The following is a 19,754-nucleotide window of genomic DNA, read 5'->3' on the forward strand; positions in this document are numbered from 1 at the left end:
CTGAATAAGTAACTTTGTTGCTAGTAAGTGGGCTGAGAAATCAGCTGCTTTTTTTATGATGCAGTTTTGGTTATTTCGCGAAGTAAAAAATGTCTTGGGAAAGCACTTAAAACTTCAGTTTATACCTTGGCATATCTCATTGAATATTGCCTGTCAAAATCAAAGGATACAGGGTATCATATTTTGAAACCTGCTGGTTCGTAATAAGAAACATTTTTTTAACTACCAGTCCCGAATCATTATATTTAGTTGGGTTATATTTCACCATTATAGATATAGTATCGTTCATTTTATAATTTCCTGTCGCAACCATGCTTTCTGTACAATCACATGCATCTTTTACGCCGTAAATCCTTATCGAAGGATATTTTATATTGACATATTTAAAAAGGCAAGTGTAAGTTTTTACATTGCCTGCTTTTATGGTACCAAAGTGATGAACCAGTCCATCTTGTTTATTTCGGAAAATTACTCTATCTGAAGTTTTGTAAGTAAGCAGACATATAAAGGCAAAAATTAAAATAACGATAACAATGTACAACTGTTTTTTATTCATGTTTCTTTTTTCTTTTCACAAGCACATCAATACCGACCATAATGTTGGTATAACAATTATTTTTATGGCAGAAATTTGGTCCGTATCCCCATTTACCATTATCAAATCTCGTGTAGGTTAATCTTTCATTAAAGTTCGTGAGCCGCAATGCGGGACCTGTTTTTTTGTCAAAATCTTTAGTTGGAAGCCATTTTACGGCAACAAATACACCTTTTACAGGAAAAATAATTTTATGATTTGCTAAAGGAATTCTGACATTACCCTTTCTTTTATTCTTTGGGCTGTAGATTATTGCTGATTTATTAATTTTAGTGCCGGGCTTTCCGGTGAGGGAATCAATATTATAAAAGTTTATTTCAAGATCAGATACTTTATCTTTTGCATCAGTTTTATAAAGGAATAAGGTAACACCATTTATCACGCCTTTTTTATTAAGTGTATTTCTAAAAATCATCCCCATCTCAAAACCAATATTTGGATTGACCGATTTAAGACCACTATTAATTTCTTTTTTTAATGCAAAGGAATAATCAATTTTCTCATAATCCCTGTCATCAAAAACTATAGCCTCAATGTTTCCGTTTTTTGAAAAAATGGAATCACTATTTACCTGAGCGTTAAGCGTTAAATGTATTAAAACCGCAAAAAAGCTTACTGTATTTTTCATTTTTAATTAGGACTGCCAGTACAGCAGCCCCGGTAATTATTTAATTAGTATTAAGCAAAGCCGCTACCGCATCCGATCAGTCGCGGTTCACTGTCCCAGGTAATCAATCCCCATAAAATAGTGTGCGTTACCACTTCATAGTAGCAGCCTTGGTCATCAATGTAAATCTGGCCTTTTTCCTTAGCCTGAACCTCTGAGCTTGTGAGAGAAGCTGTTGCAAAGAATGCAAAAGCAGTCATGATAATTAGTTTTTTCATCGTGATTAAGTTTTTAATTTATGGTAGTAAATATAAGAATATTCCATTTTATTAACATACTCATTTATAAGTAATTGCGCAGAATTCAATATGGCAGGTTATTTTTGTCATAAAAGCATAATACCCGCCTGGGGTGGCCTTGTCGTTATTAAAATTTCTAGAACTTTACTTTTAAAAATATTTCCCTTAAATATTTTTGACAATGGTGTGTAAGCCATATCCCATTTCTGGGGTGGCAAAAATCCGCCTAATGTTGCAAGTAAAATGCTTTCGAAGTCATCTGTAGCTTCGATCATATGTAACATCGTTACAGAGGTGTCTTTGGGAAGTGTAATGTCCCTCTGGAGTTCTGGCGCATACTGATCTGATATTGGAACGTCGCCATATTAAACCAAATAATGAAATTTATCTGCAATATTTTTTTTAAATTCATACCACAAAAACGCTCGCTATGGAAACACAAATTTTTGCAGTTATCATATTCATCCTCGGGTTACTCCTATACTTCTTCATCCGCAAAAGAAAATTTAACCGTCGTAATGTTGCCGGAATTGAAACATTTTCAAGCTATGAAAAGTCAGTCTTTATTCGGCTTCTGGAATTGATAGGTAGGATACTATCTTTTATCTTGATTGGTTTGGGAATTCTTTTGTTCTGGGCATCTTATACCCAAGAGAAAAAGAGGGAAAAAACCAGGCAGGCTTTTATATTTCCCATTATGGATCAGAACTCTCTGTTTGAACCAACCCGAATTTGAAATTTTGGATTAAATACCCTCAGAATTTCCTCTTCCTCATCTTTTTTTTGTAGATCGAAATTTGAGCTTTCAATATTGATTTGCTCATTTACTGATGTATAAATTTCACCTCTTTCATATAAAATATCACCTTGATGTTCGGTAAGGATAGTTGGTAAGGTAGTATCAAGGATTTTCCAATTCTCTAATGATGGCAATTGGTTGCTGGGCAGTAATTTAATATTGTCCTTATCATCTTGTAATAATAGCTTTTTTTATATATCGTTTTCTGTAAGTTTTGGAAAAGTACAGATCAATTCGTGCCACGGTAGTGCTGTTTTGGCGTGCAGATCCGTAAATTTAACTTTGTCGCTAAGATTACCATCCGAAGAGGTATGATTTGCTTTTAAGTATTGGGCAGAAATAATTGTGCAGCCGTACAATGATGGATCTATGTGAGGCTCAAACTTTCTGCCCGCATAATTATAAAGTAGGTAAAGTGGAGTATAACCGTTATCGCCAGCATATTTCATTAGCAGATCAATTTGCTTTTTTCTGGTCTTTCCTTTTCCTACCCAGTGTTTCAATTTTTGATAGTGGCCATCTTGTAAATCAGCTACCCCTTTGTTTCTCCTATGGTAAATAATCTTTGATTGAATGGCATAAGTATAAACATTTCCATCATCATGTACTACACTTAACAGCAAATCATCACCATGCGCCTTTTCATCCGTTGATTCAAATAGCTCGAAATCAAGTTCCGGATGTTTCGCTTTAATAAGATTCATTTCATAGACAAGATTTTGAGAAATGAATGTTTCATGAATTTTTAATCTGGGTGTTTTGCGGCTAAAATAAATTCTTGCCCAGGTATCCTTAGCCCCCGCCTTGAACAGTTCACATATTGTCGGATTCTTGGGATCAGCGATGTAGTGTTCTAAACTCATTAGTTATCAGTTGCAATTAAAATTAATCTTTTAATTTGTCAAGAATTTCTAATATGTTTTCAGGTAATTTACCTTCAAAATATTCAAGTATAAGAGGATTCCCTGTTAAAAATTGACTAACCAGACTAACCCAATCCTCTACACTTATTTCGCCATTTATTTTAAATAATTTTTGGGAAAGTGTTTTTAAGTGTAGACTATTCTTATTGTTATAATTAAAGTCATTATCTCTCCTCAGATAGTATTCATTTTCTGTGTAAAAATGAATAGCACCATCAAAATGCCTAAATGTCCCCGCGTTTACATCAAATTCTGCATGAATATACTTGACAGGATAATATTCCTTGTCATTTTTATAAATCCTTTTTTCTTCATCTTTAAATTCTTCAGCTTGAAAAACCTTAATACCATTTTTTGAACTCCATTTTATATCCAGAGAATATGTACTTGCGAAGAAAAATTTTATAAGAGATGGTTCAAGTTCAAGAGGTGGCCTTAGTTTTATGATCCCATCCTCAATGTCCGATATAGTATTTAGAAATTTTGCTCCATACCAGGTGTCAAATTCCATGTACATTCTGTTAGTAACATTTATTCTGACCCGATTATTATCTATAGCGAGATATTTTTTATTTTTTGCTGTATTGTAATCTGAAAAAAAATCAATAAATCTAGGAGCAAAATTTGCATTTTGAGAATGTCCACGTCTAAAGTAAGGATGTGCCATCACCATGTATTTATCAGCATAGTAATATCCTGCAGCAAAGCATTTAGTGTTAAATTCTTTTTCAAGAATATCAACTTCAATCAATTCCTCTTTATCTAAACAAATTTTATCATTAAGAAGGCTTACAATATTTGGGTATGAAGCAACGATACCAATAGTTTGGATATAATCAAAGTTGTTTTGAGTAAGCTTAATCTTTTTATTTGCACAATATTCTATAAAAGATTTTATAAGTGCTTCACTGTCTTGCAATTGTTTTTCGCGTTCCTCAATCTGATTTTGAAGATATTTTTTTTGCATTTCGGTAAGATTATCCATGTCTTTTTTATTATTATTAAATCATGATCTCCAAAGAATTATTCCTTACAAAATTGTTATTTAGACTATAATTTTTGTTTTACTTATAACCCGTCTTGAAAGTATTATCGAGTTTATTTTGAATAATTGTAGCAATAACTAATACTTCAGTCATTTGTGTTAGTTGTGTATCTTCCAATAATTTTGGATTATGGGCTTTAGGATTTCGGTACATACTGAAAAATCCTTTGCAAAAATTTCCAAAACCTTTATGCTCACTCTCATCACTTGGCGTCTGAAGCATATTAAAAGCAAGCATTGGTTTTTTATCCTTACCCAATCCAAAACATTCGTCGACTAATTCTGAGCCGTCTGAATGATAGCCACTTAATCCCCTAAGTCTTTCTGCAACACTTTTAGTAATTTCTAATATTGCATGAAAATAATTTTCTTTGAGCCACTCTGATTCGCAGTATGGCAGAATTTCGGGATGTACTCCAATACCATGAACTTTTTCTTTTATTTTAAGAGATCGTGCTTTAGCTTCAGAAATCGTTTTTACTTTATTTACAACTCTTGGTTGACCAGCTTTATCAATTTCTAAACCTTCATAAGCAAGTTTCTCGTTAATAGCAGTTCTATGGGTTTCAAAAATATTTTCTTCACTATATCTTTTAGGACTTAATAGCCTAACAACGAAAGCAATTATATTGTTACCACATTTATCCTGTTCTTGTTTAGCTTTTAATGCATAAAAAATTCTATCTGTCTTATTACTTCCTTGATTCGATTCTGTAATTCCAGCACCAGCTAAATGTTCTGATATTTTTGAGTGTGTTAACATATCCGATATTATATCAGAAAGATTTCTTAACGTAATGTCGTCAAAAGATTTAATCATTTAAATTATAGTTTTAAGGGGAAATCAATTAATAATTTATATCTATTAGATTATAATTTAGCAAGACACAAAATTATTCTCATTTTATAATTATAATTTTGAAAAGATATAGAATATTTCCTTTTACTTGATGAGTAGTTAGGCAGAAATTTATGGCACCTTATACGGATAGTCAAAAAAAATCTCAATACTAACTGTTTTTCTTATTCATTGACGAGTTCTAAAACAAAATTTGATTTTCTATAGCGACCATCATAATAGTAAATTTATTATTTTTTAAACGTTAATCTCTTCGAAATAATTAACTTTATAAGTCTAACCTAATAACCAATATTTATATTAATGCTTTCTCAAGACGAAATTTTAGGATCTCACCCTATAGCACCCAATTTTTTTGAAAAATGGTTTGATAGTGAAAACGTAAAGCGTACTAAAGATCATTGTCATAGAGCACTTTCAAGTAGACTCGCATCGAATGATTCTGAGCTTATCTCCTGGCTTGCTGATAAAATAATTGAACATCACTATAGTCCATCTAAGCTGAGACGGCTAAGGAGAATGTATAAAAGCATAGGATTTCCAGCTTATGCAAAGCAGCATAGACAGATTCCGAATGCAGACCGCACTATGAAAGGAAATGCTACTGAAATAATTTTGATTGAATACATTTTAGGTTGTAATTCAGATCGACCTCTTATAAAATGCTTTAAATTTCATTATAATCCAAACGTCGACCAGTCAATGAAAGGTGACGATGCATTAATAATTGATGTAATCAACGATGAGGTTGGAAAAGAGGAAATAAAGGTTTTTCTTGGTGAAGCCAAATTTAGGACTAAACCGGATCATGCGGTGCTGTCCGAACTTACAAATTCGATAGGCAAAGATAAGTTACCACTATCTTATACTTTTTTATTGGATCGCCTTTACGATAATGATCATACTGTTCCCGTTGCAGAGTTTTTGGAGAAATTCATTTTAGAAGAAATAAAGTCAAAAGGTAATATGAAATATGCAGGACTTCTACTCAGCAATACAAAAACATCTGCTTTTATAAAAAAGAATTACACAAATGATAATCCTGATTCAATTATAATTTCAGTAGGAATAGATGATCCAAAGGCGTTAATTTATAATGCTTTTAATAAAGCCAATTATATAATCAATAATCCAACTATTATATGAATAATGAACTAATCGATAGTAAATTAAAACGATTGGACGCTGATACTACCATTCAAAATTATTTTGCGCAAGCCAATGCTAGATATATTTTGCTTAATACAGAGGAGAATAGAGAAAATTTTCCGTCATATACTATTAATGATGACCAGCTTAATTTATTAGCGTTACAATATTTGCATTTAGGTTGTAGCTATGCTGAAAACGAAGCATTGGTCAATGCCAGTATTCCTCTTGAAAAAGGTGCTTCGTTACTTGAAGTAATTCATGGCGCAAAGGCAAATAGGAAGACTGTAAGTGATTATTACGGATTGATCGCATCATTAGCATATTATGTAGCATTTGAATATTCGAAAGCATTTATATTAATAAAGAAATTTGAGGCGACTACAATTATCGCTTCAATGTTAGGGCTTTTTTTACAACGTAACTTTACACAGCTTAATGAACAATTGTATTCTATACTGATGGATAGCGAATACCTTGATGATAGAATTGCAGAGAATAGCGAAGAGGAAGGTAATCAAAAAATCTATGAAATTACCATTGCAAGAGCTTTAAATGGCTTTATTCAATTCTATATTTCTGGAAATCAACAAGCCTTGGAAGATGCCAGATTTTTACTTAGAAATTTAAAGGAGATTGCAGAATTAGAGGAGGACGCCGGTATCTGGTGGGTTATAAGGCTATTACTTTTAATTTCAAATGGCTTCAATGAAGCTTCAGTTTGGCATGTTCTTCCTAAGTATTTTAATATTGAAAATATTCAGGTTAAAAATTATTTACGATCACTAGTTTATTTGCAGCCAAGAGGACATTATGAGCTATTTATTACCCAGCGTGCAGCGTTAGATCAAGTTATAAATAGTGAGTTTGGATGCGTAGTTAGTATACCAACCAGTAGTGGAAAAACTAGGATAGCAGAAATAGCAATTTTACATTCTATACAATCTAACCCGGATGGAAAAATTCTATATGTTGCTCCTTTTCGATCTTTAGCATTCGAAATAGAGAATAGTTTAGAAAAAGTTTTTCAAAGTTCCGGCATCGTGGTATCACACCTGTATGGAGGAAGCTTATTTAGCAAACTTGACGAGTTAAATATCATGGAAGCTCAGGTAATTATTGCTACTCCTGAAAAAGCGAAAGCATTATTTAGAGCAAATACCGATATAATAAATGATGTCACATTGACTATTTTAGATGAAGGACATCTTTTGGGACCAGATAAGAGGTTAGTAATGAATGAGATTTTTTATGAAGAACTTCGATTTTATATGCAACGAAATTGGGGTCGATTTCTTTTGTTGTCTGCCGTTTTACCTAATGCTCAAGATCTTGCAAAATGGCTCATAGATAATGATGAAGCGATATTTAAAAATAGCTGGAGGCCTTCTGATGAGCGATTAGGAATATTGGAATGGCGAAACAATAATGTTAGTTTAAATTGGGAAAGTCAGGATCATGAGAGAAGTTCATTTAATCCTTATTTTATTACTTCAGAAGAGGTTTCGAGATACAAGTACCGTGGTGAAGAAAAGATAAAATATTTTCCGGGTGATAAAAATGAAGCAGTAGCAACAACTGCATACAAATTAAGAACATTTGGGCCGCTACTTATTTTCGTTGGTTTAAAAGATTCTGTTTTCGTGATGGCTGAAGCATACTTAAAGGCTATGAATGGTTATGGGGCTGCTGATCATCAATGGAAAAATAAATCACTATGGAGAATATTTCAATTATCATGCACTGAAACATATGGTCCCGATAATAAGTGGCTGCAGTTTGCAAAAATGGGTATCTTATGTCATAATGCAGCATTACATAGCGATGTTCGCCTTCCATTAGAGCGTATCATGAGGGAGGAGAAACCATTGGTAATTATTTCAACTTCAACTTTAGGTCAAGGTGTAAATCTAGGAGTTTCTACAGTCATTTTTTCAACCCTTTATCAAGCAGGAGATCCAGTCAGAGCAAGAGATTTTTGGAATATTGCGGGAAGAGCTGGACGCGCTTTTGTCGATCATGAAGGTAAGATTTTGGTAGCAATTGATACGAATAATAAAAGTCAAAAATCTAGATTGAATTCATTCAATAGCGTTCGAGAGAACTATTTTAGTAAAGAAAAGATTGATTATGCAGAAAGTGGAATACTCTCGTTAATAAGTGCTTTGAAAAGTTATGCAGACAGTATTGATGTAGATTTTAGTCTTCTTATAGAGCTGATAACAGAAAATAATATTTCAGCTATTGGCGAAAAGGCAGATGCAATTGATGAAATTCTAGATTGGGTAGATGATACCCTACTTTCATTACTGTTAATTCACAATTCTGAAGGTGATATTAGTATTTCTTGGGTTGAAGACTTTTTCTCAAAATCGTTGGCATACATTCAAATCTCCTCGAATAAAAATATATCACATGATGAATTTCTGGATTTTATTAAAGCCAGAACAATTGGTATTGTAGCGAAAGTAAGTAAGGATAGAAACAAATGGAGGTCAATTGTTGGATCTGGTATTCCTCTTAACAGTGATCTGATCATTGAGGATAATATCGATGAGCTAATTTCGAATGTTGACGAGTACTTATTAACTGAAGGTACATTTGAAAATTTATTGGATTTACTAGAATCCATTGAAACAACTATTGAAGGTTTACCAGTATTAAATGAAAAAGGTCAGTATTTGAAATATCCTAATGTTGCTCAAGTAAGAAGATTATGGTTAGGTGGAGATGATGCATATAAAATCTTTCAAATAGAGAGAGGAGCTGAAATTGTAACTGGTGTTTACTCATTCTCATTACCATGGATCCTTAATGGGATAGCGAAAAAGTTTAAAAGCAGAGATTTGGATACACAGGCTACAATCTTAGAAGAATTATCTTTATTTGTGGAAGTTGGCTTACCCTCGATAATAAAGGTCAAAATTTATCAGGCAGGTATCAGGTCAAGATCGGCTGCTAATGAATTGGGAAATTTTTGTATGGAATTTTCTGGCAACGAACCGATTTCAACTATTAAAAGAATCTTAATTGCCAATACCGATAGTTATTCATTATTTGTTAGTGAGGCTACTGAAGAATGGCTAGCAATACTTAGAAAAGCATCTACGCAAGATCGATTAAAGATAAAAAGAGTTTCAAATTTTGAGTTTGGAAAAATTCATGAAAAAACTGATGTTCTAATTGCTCAAATTATCAACGGAAAGAAATTTCTAATCAGCCCTGACGTAGGATTTGTATATCAAGGATGGGGTAGTATCGATTTTATGCCTGCAGTTAATAAATCTGGAATCATATTTAGATATGATGAAAGTGATAATTTGTGGTTTATGGAGAGTTTAAATCCATACATCGAAATTATAGATGATGATTAAATCGAAGGAATTTATTACTTTCCTTTCAACTCCTCTCTCATCTTCTTCATATCTTCCTTTAACGATAAAAACATATCCTTAACCACATTATCGGTAAGATCAATTAGTTCGTATTCATCGGTCAACGCTTTCACAAATTTCCATACTTCCAAAATTTCACTGAATAAAATGTCGTAGGTTTCATAAAATGTGTTCTTAGAGCGGACTGTAATGGAATCAGGATTGATTTTTTCAAGAGATTTATAAACGAGACCACCTTGTGTAACAATAAGGTACGTTTTATCTACCTTTAGTTCGGATAGCTCCTCTACAAATTCACCAATAATATAGGTTCCGTCTTTAAATGGCGGCATAGAATCACCTTCCGCAGGAAATGCCCTAAACTTTCCGTTTCTAAAGAAAGGCAAGGACATATATTGAAGGCTCTCAATATATTCTGGATCAGCATAACCATTAATATACCCCATTGAAGCCTTGTAAGGAATAATCTCAATTTTATTTTCCCCGGTTCCATCAACAAGTATCGGTAATAGAATTCGATTATCAGCCATCTGCAAGATATCGTTTAGTGGATATTTGCTCAATTTTACCGTCAAAAGTAAATCGGTACTCACATGATAGTAACGAGAGATTTTTAAAAGTAAATCTAATGGCGGTTGTGATACACCTTCTTCATATTTGGAATAGCGCCCTCGCGTTATGATCAGATCATCGGCTACACGCTGCTGAGAGAGGTTTTTTAATGACCTAAGGTGACGAAGATTTTCTGCCAGGATTAACATTGCTATAATTTTTCGCAACAAAGCTAAATCTTTTTGCTAAATAATTTAGCAATTTTGTTGAGTACTTTAAATAATACTGGAATGGATCGGGCAATTGTGCATATGGATATGGACACGTTTTTCGTGTCTTGCGAACGTAGGACGAATAGTGAACTTATTGGTAAGCCAATAATAATCGGTGGTGGCGACCGTGGGGTAGTAGCTTCATGCTCCTATGAGGCAAGGTATTTTGGCGTACGTTCAGCCATGCCCGTAAAAATGGCTTTAAAGCTATGCCCGGAAGCGAAAATCATTCGTGGGGATATGGATTTGTATTCCCGTCTATCACATGAAGTTACTGAAATCATCGAAGAGAAAGTTCCTTTAATGGAAAAGGCCAGCATTGATGAGTTTTACCTTGACCTATCTGGAATGGACCGATTTTTTGGGACATATCAGTGGACACAGGAACTTGCCGCCAAGGTTAATAAAGAAACGTCACTTCCAATCTCTTTCGCATTATCCAATAACAAAACCGTTTCAAAGATTGGCACTGGTGAAGCTAAACCAAAAGGACATATGCAAATACCGGATATAATGGTTCGGCCGTTTCTTAACCCATTATCAATCCGTAAAATCCCAATGGTAGGCGAAGTGACATTTCAAACATTATCCCGGGTTGGGATCAGGAATATCCAGACCCTGGCCGACGTTCCTGCTGATGTCCTTGAAACACTTATTGGGAAAAATGGTATCGATCTATGGAAAAAAGCCAATGGACTTGATGACAGGCCAGTATTGCCTTATTCAGAAAGAAAATCGATATCCTCAGAGCATACCTTTAATAACGATACCATTGATATGATCGAAGTGAAGGCGCTGATCAACGGTATGGCGGAAGATCTGGCCCACCAGTTAAGAAAGGAGAAATGGCTCACCTCCACAGTAGTAGTCAAAATACGGTATTCCAACTTTGATACTGAAACCAAACAGGTGAGGGTTAGCTACACGTCTGCCGACCATACCATCAGCAAAACTGCTTTAGAATTATTTGATAAACTGTATACCCGCAGAATGCGTCTGCGATTGGTTGGCGTAAAGCTTACAGGATTGGTTCATGGAGAGTATCAGATGAATTTATTTGAAGATACCCAAGAGATAATGAGCCTGTACCAATCTATGGACAAAATTAAGCTCCGGTTTGGTCAGCACGCTATTGGCCGTGCCTCTGGTTTCAGTTTCCCAAACAAATAAATCAATTAAGATGTATTTAAATTGCCATACCTTCCATAGCCTGAGATACGGAACATTATCTGTTACTAAGCTTATTGGATCAGCTCAAAAAGCTGGTGTAGATACCCTATGCTTAACGGACATCAATACCATGACTGCGATTTATGAATTTCTAAAAGCATGCAAAGGAAGTAATGTAAAACCTATAGTAGGTATGGAATTCAGGGATGAAGAAAAATTGCTATATATCGCCCTGGCCAAGAATGGAAGTGCGCTGGCGGAAATTAACCAACTGCTTACAGATCATCATTGTGAGGGTCTGCCTCTGCCGAAACATCATCCGGAGTTCAGCCAATCCTTTACCATCTATCCGATGGAAAATATGCCGGAAGATTTGCTCGATCATGAATATATCGGAGTAAAACCTGATCAGATCACCTTTCTCTTTCAAGACCGTTTTAAACGACACCTTTCAAAAATGGTCATTTTACAACCGGTTACCATCAGCAATGAAGAAGAATATGAATTGCATAAAATTTTAAGGGCTATTGATTTAAACACCTTACTTACGCTCTTACCAGAGCATCAATATTGTGAACCTGACGAATTCTTTTTACCACATCACACCCTTATTGAGGCTTATGCTCAGTATCCGCAAATCATCATCAATACCCGAAAGATCCTTGATGAATGCGGCTTTGATTATGATTTTTCCTATCCGAGGAATAAAAAACATTATACACGCAGCAAAGCGGACGACATTAAATTATTGACCTCATTGGCATACGCCGGATTGACGAAGAAGTACGGTGACCATCATAAAGAAGCCCGGCAGCGTGTAGAAAAAGAGCTGAAAGTTATTGATGAGCTGGGCTTTAGCGGGTACTTTCTTATTACCTGGGATATCATTCGATATAGCAACAGTATGGGCTTCATGCACATTGGTAGAGGAAGTGGAGCGAACAGCATTATTGCCTATTGCCTGGGCATCACCGATATCTGCCCATTGGAATTAGACCTTTACTTTGAGCGTTTTTTAAACCTGAACCGCAAAACACCTCCTGATTTTGATATAGATTGGAGCTGGCAGGAACGGGATGTGATTCTGCAATACATCTTTGATCGTTACGGGAAGGAATACGTTGCCTTCTGCGGAACCAACGTAGAATTTAAATACCGATCGATCTTGCGTGAAGTAGGCAAGGTTTTCGGGCTGCCGAAGGAAGAATTGGATGCCCTTACTACGCAGTCTATGGAATTTCATGATAATAATCAGGTAGTAAAGATGGTACACCAATATGGTAAAATGCTGGATGGGTTTCCAAATCAAAGAAGTATGCACTCATGTGGCATTTTGATCTCTGAAGAGCCGCTTAATCGGTACACCGCGTTGATCATGCCACCAAAGGGATTTCCGATCGTGCAATTCGATATGCGTACGGCAGAAGAAATTGGTTTTGAAAAATTTGATATCCTGAGCCAGCGTGGATTAGGCAGTATTAATGATGCCGTATCGTTAATCAGGAAAAACAGAGGCGTTTTTGTCGACATCCGTAATACTGCTATTTCCATTAATGAAAAGTCTTGTAATGAATTCCTCAGCATTGGTAAAACTATCGGCTGCTTTTACATAGAGTCTCCAGCAATGCGCGGTTTGTTAAGGCGGTTAAAATGTAATGATTATAAGGTACTTGTAGCCGCTTCTTCTATCATTCGGCCGGGAGTAGCGCAGAGTGGAATGATGAAAGAATATATTTTCAGGCACAATAACCCGGGGCAGTTTGAATATTTTCATGAGGTTTTTGAGCAACAGCTTGGTGAAACTTACGGCATCATGGTTTATCAGGAAGATGTGATTAAAATTGCCTTACATTATGGCGGGCTATCTCCTGCAGACGGCGATGTGTTACGAAGGGCAATGAGCGGAAAAGGGCGCTCATTAGCTGCACTGCAAAAAGTTAAGAATGATTTTTTTGTATCGTGCAAGGCTCTCGGGCATCCTGAAGCATTAAGTACGGAGGTTTACCGTCAGATCGAATCTTTTGCAGGGTATTCTTTCTGTAAAGCCCATTCAGCATCCTATGCTGTAGAAAGCTACCAGAGTCTTTATTTGAAAGTTCATTATCCCATCGAATTTATGGTAGCGGTAATTAACAACCAGGGAGGCTTTTACAGGACAGAGGTATACGTTCATGAAGCTCGAATGTCAGGTGCCAACATACTCAATCCCTGCGTCAATAAAAGTGAATATCAAACAACATTGTATGGCAAGGATGTATATATAGGTTTTATGCACCTGGAATCATTAGAGCAGAACATTGCTGAACAGATTGTTCACGAAAGGCAACGGGCCGGTGATTATACCTCTTTAGAAAATTTTGTAAAGCGTATAACGATCGGCATAGCCGGAATTCAGATTCTTATTTTCATTGGCGCATTCAGGTTTACAGGAAAGCAAAAAAACGAATTATTAATAGAGGCTAAAATGATGTTCAACGATGCGAAGGTAGAACGTCACATGGACACCCTTTTTGATGAGCCTGCCAAGGAATATCAATTGCCTATGTTAAAGCGAAATGTTTTTGAAGATGCCTTTGATGAAATTGAGTTTCTTCAATTCCCGGTCTCCGTTACGCCGTTTGATTTACTAAAAACGAAGTATCGTGGCCACGTGATGGCTAAAGATCTTCCTCATTGTCATAAAAAGCAGGTAAAAATGCTGGCGTACCTGATTTCAAGGAAGCATGTCCCCACCAAAAGAGGACAAATGTTCTTTGGTACCTGGATTGATGTAGAAGGAAACTATTTTGATACTGCTCACTTCCCAAATTGCCTGGAAAAATATCCCTTCCAGGGCGGAGGCTGCTATCTCCTTTTGGGCAATGTGGAAGTAGATTTTCATTTCCCGACGATCACCATTTTACAGATGGCAAAGATGCCGTTTATACCTGATCCGCGATATGCCGATGATGAGAAGAAATATGACGCCCATCAGCGGATTAAAGAAGATGTGAGCATGACCTCAAGAAAGCCTTATCCGCAAGCGCATGAGATTAATTTGCCGAGAAGAAGGATGACATGATGAAATCTGATATTATGGAATCAATAAGTTACTATTTAACTGAAATTCATTTTTCAGTATTTGTGCTATATATGCTATTTCACTGGCATGAAGGGTTCTTTTTCGCTGGCCGAAATAGATTGTATTCTCTACGTTCACGTATCCCTCCCAAAGCTGTACAATGCTGCCCGCTGCTATAGTCTCTCTGCAAAGAAAATCGGGGAGTATCGCCAAACCATTTCCTTCGGACAGGCATCGCGTGATGGAAAATTTATTAGGGACAATATAATTGGGTACAAACTCGGGGCGTGCATCAAAATTTGCTTCCCAAAATCTGCTGAGGGTTTCCATATCGGCAGCAGTACTATACCATATCTGGTTTTTAAGCCATTCTTTCAATGCCGCTTTGTCTGAATATTGAAAGCCCGAGGTATCGGTTTTCTTTCCTGATACCAAAATAAATTTCTCCTTAGTTAGAGGTTTCAACAATAAGCTGCTGCAACTACTGGTTTCTGTTGTTAAGATCAGATCTACCGAGCCATGCTCCAACAGGTGTAATAAGTGTTTGTTGTCTCCGAACTGAATCATCAGATTAAAGTCCAGCATTGGTATATGTTTTTCCAGAACGTGCTGGAATGTTTCCACGCACATGCCAATGCTGACGGTGGCACTCGTGTTCCCGGATTTCTGCTTGAAACGTTGCTCTATATCTTCCAGGCAATGGAGTGAACTGATCATCTGTTTATACAACAGTTTTCCTTTCTCTGTTGGGATCATCCGCCGTGCCGTACGCTCAAACAAAGGAAAGCCGGTATAGGCTTCCAATGCGTTGAGATGGAGTCCAACACCAGGTTGTGATACGAAAAGCTCTTTTGCCGCCCCGCTCATAGTGCCGGTTTCATAAATAGCTCTAAATGTCCTAAACCACTCTAAATTGCCTTGCATATATAATTATTATTATAGTAAGTTCAAATTTATGTTATTTTTATTATACTTTAAAACGAGATAATTTTGAAAGGAAATTCAAGATTATTTAAAACATGAAAATATTTGTAATCAACGGCGGGCAGCATTTTGCTCATTCAGGCGGAAAGTTCAACAGAACATTGGTAGAGCTGGATCAGGCATTCTTTACGCCAGAACAAGGCTTTGAACTTCAACTTACAGACATCAATGAAGATTATGATCCGCTGGAAGAGGTTCAGAAATATGTGTGGGCAGACGTAATCATCTATCACTTCCCGGTATGGTGGTTCTCTATGCCCTACCGGCTAAAAGAATATGTAGACAAGGTTTTTACTGCCGGACACCGAAAGGGAATGTTTTACAGTGATGGAAGAAAAGCCGATAATCCCGATATCAACTATGGCACGGGCGGCACGATGCTTGGCCGACGATATATCGCAACCACGACCTGGAATGCGCCTGAAACAGCGTTTACCCTGCCGGGCGAATTCTTCCACCAAACGAGTGTGGACGATGGCGTGTTGTTTGGGTTCCACCGGATGAATGCGTTTCTTTCCCTTGAACGTATAGAGGGTATCCATTTCCACGATCTGGAAAAGAACGTTACCCAGGAACGCGTAGACAGTTACAAGGAAAGATATCTTCACCACCTTAAATCTATTTTCCAAACGGACGCTGAAGCGAATGACCAGGTTTACGTTACCGCTATCGTCAGAGGACGTCAGGAATACCGCAGTGAGTTAAAAGGCATTCTTGACCATCTTGTAAATGCGAGCCATAAAGAAGTGGCCTGTCTGCGCTATGATCTGCACCAATCAACTGATGATCCCGATACGTTTACTTTCTATGAAATATGGAATGATGATAAGGGCTTGCAGGAGCATAATGAACAGCCGCATGTAAAGGCATTCGTTTCCATAATTGACATCATGCTCGTTGAACAACCCATAATTCTTCTTACAAAAAAGGTAGATTAAAGATGAAAGCAATAGCAATAAACAGTTTCGGAGCAGCAGATAAGGTATTTAAAACTATAGAACTGCCTCAACCTGAAATCAATGATGAGGAAGTTTTGATCAATGTAAAAGCAACATCCATCAACCCCATCGATTATAAAATAAGAAGCGGTTTTTTACCGCATTTGGTTCCGAGCTTCCCGGCTATCCTACACGGGGATGTATCTGGCATCGTGGCTAAGGTCGGCCCCAATGTCACCGCGTTTCAAGTTGGAGACCGGGTTTACGGTTGTATCGGTGGAGTAGCAGGGATTAACGGGGCTTTGGCCGAATATACAAAAGCAGATTACCGGTTGTTGGCCAAAATGCCCGACAACCTGGATTTTGCCGCCGCGGCCGCTATCCCTTTAGCGGGTATTACCGCTTACGAAGCCATTCTTCAACGGGCAAACCTACAACCCGGACAAAAGATACTGGTATATGGTGGAGTAGGCGGAGTTGGACATTTCGCAATACAATTCGCTAAGGTGCTGGGCGCGCAGGTGTATGCAACAGTCTCCAACGAACAGCAAGCTGCAGTGGCGAATGAACTGGGGGCGGATTATACCATTAATTACGAGAGGGAAGCCGTTGAGCATTTTGTAGATCAATACACCGAAGGCAAAGGTTTTGACGTAGTCTTTGACACGATTGGGAACCAACATTTACAGCAAAGCTTTGAAGCAGTCAAAAGAAAGGGAGCGGTAGTTACCACGGTATCGCTGGCTACAATGGATCTGTCACCTATCCACGAAAAGGCATTGGCTTTCCACACCATATACATGATTCTACCCATCCTTTATCATGATGCAGCAGGAAAGCAGCAACATGGACAGATCTTACAACATATTACCAAACTCGTCGAACAGACTCGGGTTAAACCTTTAATAGACAATAGAAAATTTACATTTGAGCAGATTGCTGATGCGCACCATTATGCGGAAGACGGTGGCAATGGAGGGAAGATTGTATTAACAATTGGATAAACGTGATATCCCAAATGACGTAAGATGATTTTTTGACTTAAATAAAAAGGGTAATTACCCTCAAATTAAATAATATTATTTCATTGAAATTAATATGCCGGACAATATTATTAACATAAATAAAATTAAATTAGATCTAGTGATTAACTATTAAGGCCACTAACAGCCAATAAAGGCTAGCCAACGCCAGATTAGTCAATACCCTGCTACTCTTACTCATTATTGTGCTCAAAACAACTTTATGAGTACTGGTCAATCCTTTATATTATTTGAAAAAGTTAAAAATATTGTCACCGATACGCAGCGCGCAGTAGTTCGGAATGTCAATGCGGCGATGGTATGCGCTTATTTTCAAATCGGTAGGATGATTGTGGAAGATGAGCAGGAGGGTAGTGAGCGGGCTTATTATGCAAAAGAAACCCTTGTGAAGTTGAGCCTTGCCCTCAACCAGGAGTTCGGCAAAGGTTATTCTGTTTCTAACCTGGAATACATGAGGAACTTTTATCTTGCTTATCAGGACCGAATTTCCCAGTCAGTGACTGGGATTTTTCAAAGTCCTTTTTTATTGAGCTGGACGCATTATGTGCAGCTGCTGAAAATCAAAGATAATGATGAACGAACCTTTTACGAGATTGAATGCGTGAATAATAATTGGTCGGTTCGGGAACTGCAAAGACAATTTAACAGCGCTTTATATGAGCGCATTGCGTTAAGCAAAGAAAAGGATGAAGTCAGGCAGCTCTCTCAATCAGGCCAGGTTATAGAAAAACCAGCAGATATTTTAAAAAGTCACTATGTACTTGAATTTCTTGGGCTTCAAGAAAATGCAAAATATTCTGAAAGCGATTTTGAAGCAGCGATTATTAATAAATTAGAAAACTTTATGCTCGAATTAGGCAAAGGTTTTTTGTTTGAAGGTCGCCAAAGAAGATTTACTTTCGATGGCGATAGTTTTTTTGTTGACCTGGTTTTTTATAACCGATTGCTCCGTTGCTTTGTATTATTAGATCTTAAGATCGGCAGACTCACCCATCAAGACATCGGTCAGATGCAAATGTATGTGAATTACTATGACAGAAAAATCAAACTTCCTGAAGAAAACCCTACAATCGGCATCGTCCTTTGTAAAGAAGAAAACCGCACGGTGGTTGAATTCACTTTACCGGAACATAATGAACAGATTTTTGCAAAAGAATATAAGGCAGTCTTGCCAAGTAAAGATGCTTTGAAGAAACAATTGGAGTAAAATAGAAAGAGCTTTATGAAAAATTGTCTTAATTCTTTTTTTCTTAGAAATGTATCATTAAACGCCATCTAAGTAAAAGGATTTAGCCATTTATACCCCTAATAACTCATATTTTTTGTCTTGCTAAATATAAGTTTCTTGAATTTTAATCGGTCTGAGGTTGATGTAATCTGTAAAAAAAATATTATGTTTATTATCAAGGAAGGGTACCTGTTTTTTAACCATTAAGGAAACTTAGTGTAAAAAACTTTCTCCTTAAAACCAAACAATCTAATTTAAACTAAAAACCAAAATTTTATGCTCTCTAATTCTAGCACTCTCAAACAAACAGTATTTACATTTTTTTTTATTTTTTTAATTCTGGGCATTACATCTTGTGAGAAGCATCTCCAAGATTATGACCTACCAACACTCGATGAGTCTGCAGATCAATTCACGAAAGATCTCAATGATGTTTTAATGACTTCAAACAAGACAACTCATTTATTAGATGCCTTAAATCGTGGCGACCATTTGGACTGGAGTAAGATAGTTCTCCGAATTTCCTCAGACTTGAACGCCAACATTAACTATTGCATACCAATAGTAAAACCGGGAGGAATTTGCGATGATTTCGTTGAAATATCACTATCAGGACCTAAGACTGCATCTAATATTACAATCAAAAAATATGATTCCAGTATAACGGTGAATAAAAGTAATCGCATGGAAATAGAACGGATTAAAAAGGTACTTTATAGGTTTGCGCAAATGGGTCTTAAGGTTTCTCCTCAACTCGTTGAACAGCAGCGCATAGTTATACAGGAATTTGACAAAAAAAAAACATGCTTCATTACAAGATGTACGTAATAAGAAC

Annotated in this window: 17 protein-coding genes; 9 read left to right on the top strand and 8 right to left on the bottom strand. The window is 36.5% G+C overall.

The genetic code is table 11. The features are described from left to right. Positions 1-136 precede the first annotated feature (136 nt). Genes ACK1I8_RS07685 through ACK1I8_RS07695 form a run of 3 tightly spaced genes read right to left on the bottom strand, consistent with a single transcriptional unit; the run spans position 137 to position 1,480 of the window. On the bottom strand, positions 137-556 hold the full coding sequence (locus ACK1I8_RS07685; RefSeq protein ID WP_412468747.1) for a DUF1573 domain-containing protein: 420 nt from the start codon (positions 554-556) through the stop codon (positions 137-139). Continuing rightward, positions 549-1,223, bottom strand: coding sequence for a hypothetical protein (locus ACK1I8_RS07690; protein ID WP_412468748.1), 675 nt, complete (start codon positions 1,221-1,223; stop codon positions 549-551). Before ACK1I8_RS07690 ends, ACK1I8_RS07685 begins: the two co-directional genes overlap by 8 nt. 50 nt (positions 1,224-1,273) lie before the next feature. Further along, complete coding sequence (locus ACK1I8_RS07695; RefSeq protein ID WP_412468749.1) at positions 1,274-1,480, bottom strand: hypothetical protein; 207 nt, start codon at positions 1,478-1,480, stop codon at positions 1,274-1,276. A 451-nt stretch (positions 1,481-1,931) separates the two neighbouring features. Here ACK1I8_RS07695 and ACK1I8_RS07700 point away from each other — a divergent pair, with 451 nt between their 5' ends. Then, the gene (locus ACK1I8_RS07700) at positions 1,932-2,237 is read left to right on the top strand and encodes a molybdenum ABC transporter permease (RefSeq protein ID WP_412468750.1); all 306 of its coding nucleotides are present in this window, start codon (positions 1,932-1,934) and stop codon (positions 2,235-2,237) included. 254 nt (positions 2,238-2,491) lie between these two features. Here ACK1I8_RS07700 and ACK1I8_RS07705 read toward each other — a convergent pair whose 3' ends face one another. From ACK1I8_RS07705 to ACK1I8_RS07715, 3 genes are all read right to left on the bottom strand, one after another. Beyond that, complete coding sequence (locus ACK1I8_RS07705; RefSeq protein WP_412468751.1) at positions 2,492-3,163, bottom strand: DUF6615 family protein; 672 nt, start codon at positions 3,161-3,163, stop codon at positions 2,492-2,494. Between the two features lie 22 nt (positions 3,164-3,185). Then, positions 3,186-4,208 carry a hypothetical protein gene (locus tag ACK1I8_RS07710; protein WP_412468752.1) on the bottom strand — a complete coding sequence of 341 codons (1,023 nt, stop codon included), beginning with the start codon at positions 4,206-4,208 and terminating at the stop codon, positions 3,186-3,188. 79 nt (positions 4,209-4,287) lie between these two features. Then, a complete protein-coding gene (locus ACK1I8_RS07715) occupies positions 4,288-5,088 on the bottom strand; it encodes a TIGR02391 family protein (protein ID WP_412468753.1) in 801 nt (266 codons plus the stop codon). Positions 5,089-5,430: 342 nt separating this feature from the next. Here ACK1I8_RS07715 and ACK1I8_RS07720 point away from each other — a divergent pair, with 342 nt between their 5' ends. Both ACK1I8_RS07720 and ACK1I8_RS07725 read left to right on the top strand, forming a co-directional pair. Then, the gene (locus ACK1I8_RS07720; RefSeq protein WP_412468754.1) at positions 5,431-6,273 is read left to right on the top strand and encodes a Hachiman antiphage defense system protein HamA; all 843 of its coding nucleotides are present in this window, start codon (positions 5,431-5,433) and stop codon (positions 6,271-6,273) included. Further along, the gene (locus ACK1I8_RS07725; RefSeq protein ID WP_412468755.1) at positions 6,270-9,650 is read left to right on the top strand and encodes a DEAD/DEAH box helicase; all 3,381 of its coding nucleotides are present in this window, start codon (positions 6,270-6,272) and stop codon (positions 9,648-9,650) included. Before ACK1I8_RS07720 ends, ACK1I8_RS07725 begins: the two co-directional genes overlap by 4 nt. A gap of 14 nt (positions 9,651-9,664) precedes the next feature. On the opposite strand, the gene ACK1I8_RS07730 is transcribed toward ACK1I8_RS07725, so the two are convergent. After that, positions 9,665-10,450: an XRE family transcriptional regulator gene (locus tag ACK1I8_RS07730; RefSeq protein ID WP_412468756.1), complete on the bottom strand. Its 786-nt coding sequence runs from the start codon at positions 10,448-10,450 to the stop codon at positions 9,665-9,667. Positions 10,451-10,513: 63 nt separating this feature from the next. Between ACK1I8_RS07730 and dinB the strand changes: the two genes are divergently transcribed. Beyond that, positions 10,514-11,665 carry a DNA polymerase IV gene (dinB, locus tag ACK1I8_RS07735; protein WP_412468757.1) on the top strand — a complete coding sequence of 384 codons (1,152 nt, stop codon included), beginning with the start codon at positions 10,514-10,516 and terminating at the stop codon, positions 11,663-11,665. Positions 11,666-11,675: 10 nt separating this feature from the next. Then, the gene (locus ACK1I8_RS07740; RefSeq protein WP_412468758.1) at positions 11,676-14,726 is read left to right on the top strand and encodes a DNA polymerase III subunit alpha; all 3,051 of its coding nucleotides are present in this window, start codon (positions 11,676-11,678) and stop codon (positions 14,724-14,726) included. A 12-nt stretch (positions 14,727-14,738) separates the two neighbouring features. On the opposite strand, the gene ACK1I8_RS07745 is transcribed toward ACK1I8_RS07740, so the two are convergent. Beyond that, positions 14,739-15,650 (bottom strand): LysR family transcriptional regulator, encoded by a 912-nt coding sequence (locus tag ACK1I8_RS07745; protein WP_412468759.1) that lies wholly within the window; start codon positions 15,648-15,650, stop codon positions 14,739-14,741. A gap of 95 nt (positions 15,651-15,745) precedes the next feature. Here ACK1I8_RS07745 and ACK1I8_RS07750 point away from each other — a divergent pair, with 95 nt between their 5' ends. From ACK1I8_RS07750 to ACK1I8_RS07765, 4 genes are all read left to right on the top strand, one after another. Beyond that, positions 15,746-16,648 carry an NAD(P)H-dependent oxidoreductase gene (locus ACK1I8_RS07750; protein WP_412468760.1) on the top strand — a complete coding sequence of 301 codons (903 nt, stop codon included), beginning with the start codon at positions 15,746-15,748 and terminating at the stop codon, positions 16,646-16,648. A gap of 2 nt (positions 16,649-16,650) precedes the next feature. Next, on the top strand, positions 16,651-17,652 hold the full coding sequence (locus tag ACK1I8_RS07755; protein WP_412468761.1) for a zinc-binding dehydrogenase: 1,002 nt from the start codon (positions 16,651-16,653) through the stop codon (positions 17,650-17,652). 241 nt (positions 17,653-17,893) lie between these two features. Then, complete coding sequence (locus ACK1I8_RS07760) at positions 17,894-18,898, top strand: PDDEXK nuclease domain-containing protein (protein ID WP_412468762.1); 1,005 nt, start codon at positions 17,894-17,896, stop codon at positions 18,896-18,898. A gap of 297 nt (positions 18,899-19,195) precedes the next feature. Beyond that, positions 19,196-19,747 (top strand): hypothetical protein, encoded by a 552-nt coding sequence (locus ACK1I8_RS07765; protein WP_412468763.1) that lies wholly within the window; start codon positions 19,196-19,198, stop codon positions 19,745-19,747. The last annotated feature ends 7 nt before the right edge of the window (positions 19,748-19,754 follow it).

Origin of the sequence: Pedobacter sp. KLB.chiD, assembly GCF_047040275.1 — a bacterium.
GTDB lineage: Bacteria > Bacteroidota > Bacteroidia > Sphingobacteriales > Sphingobacteriaceae > Pedobacter.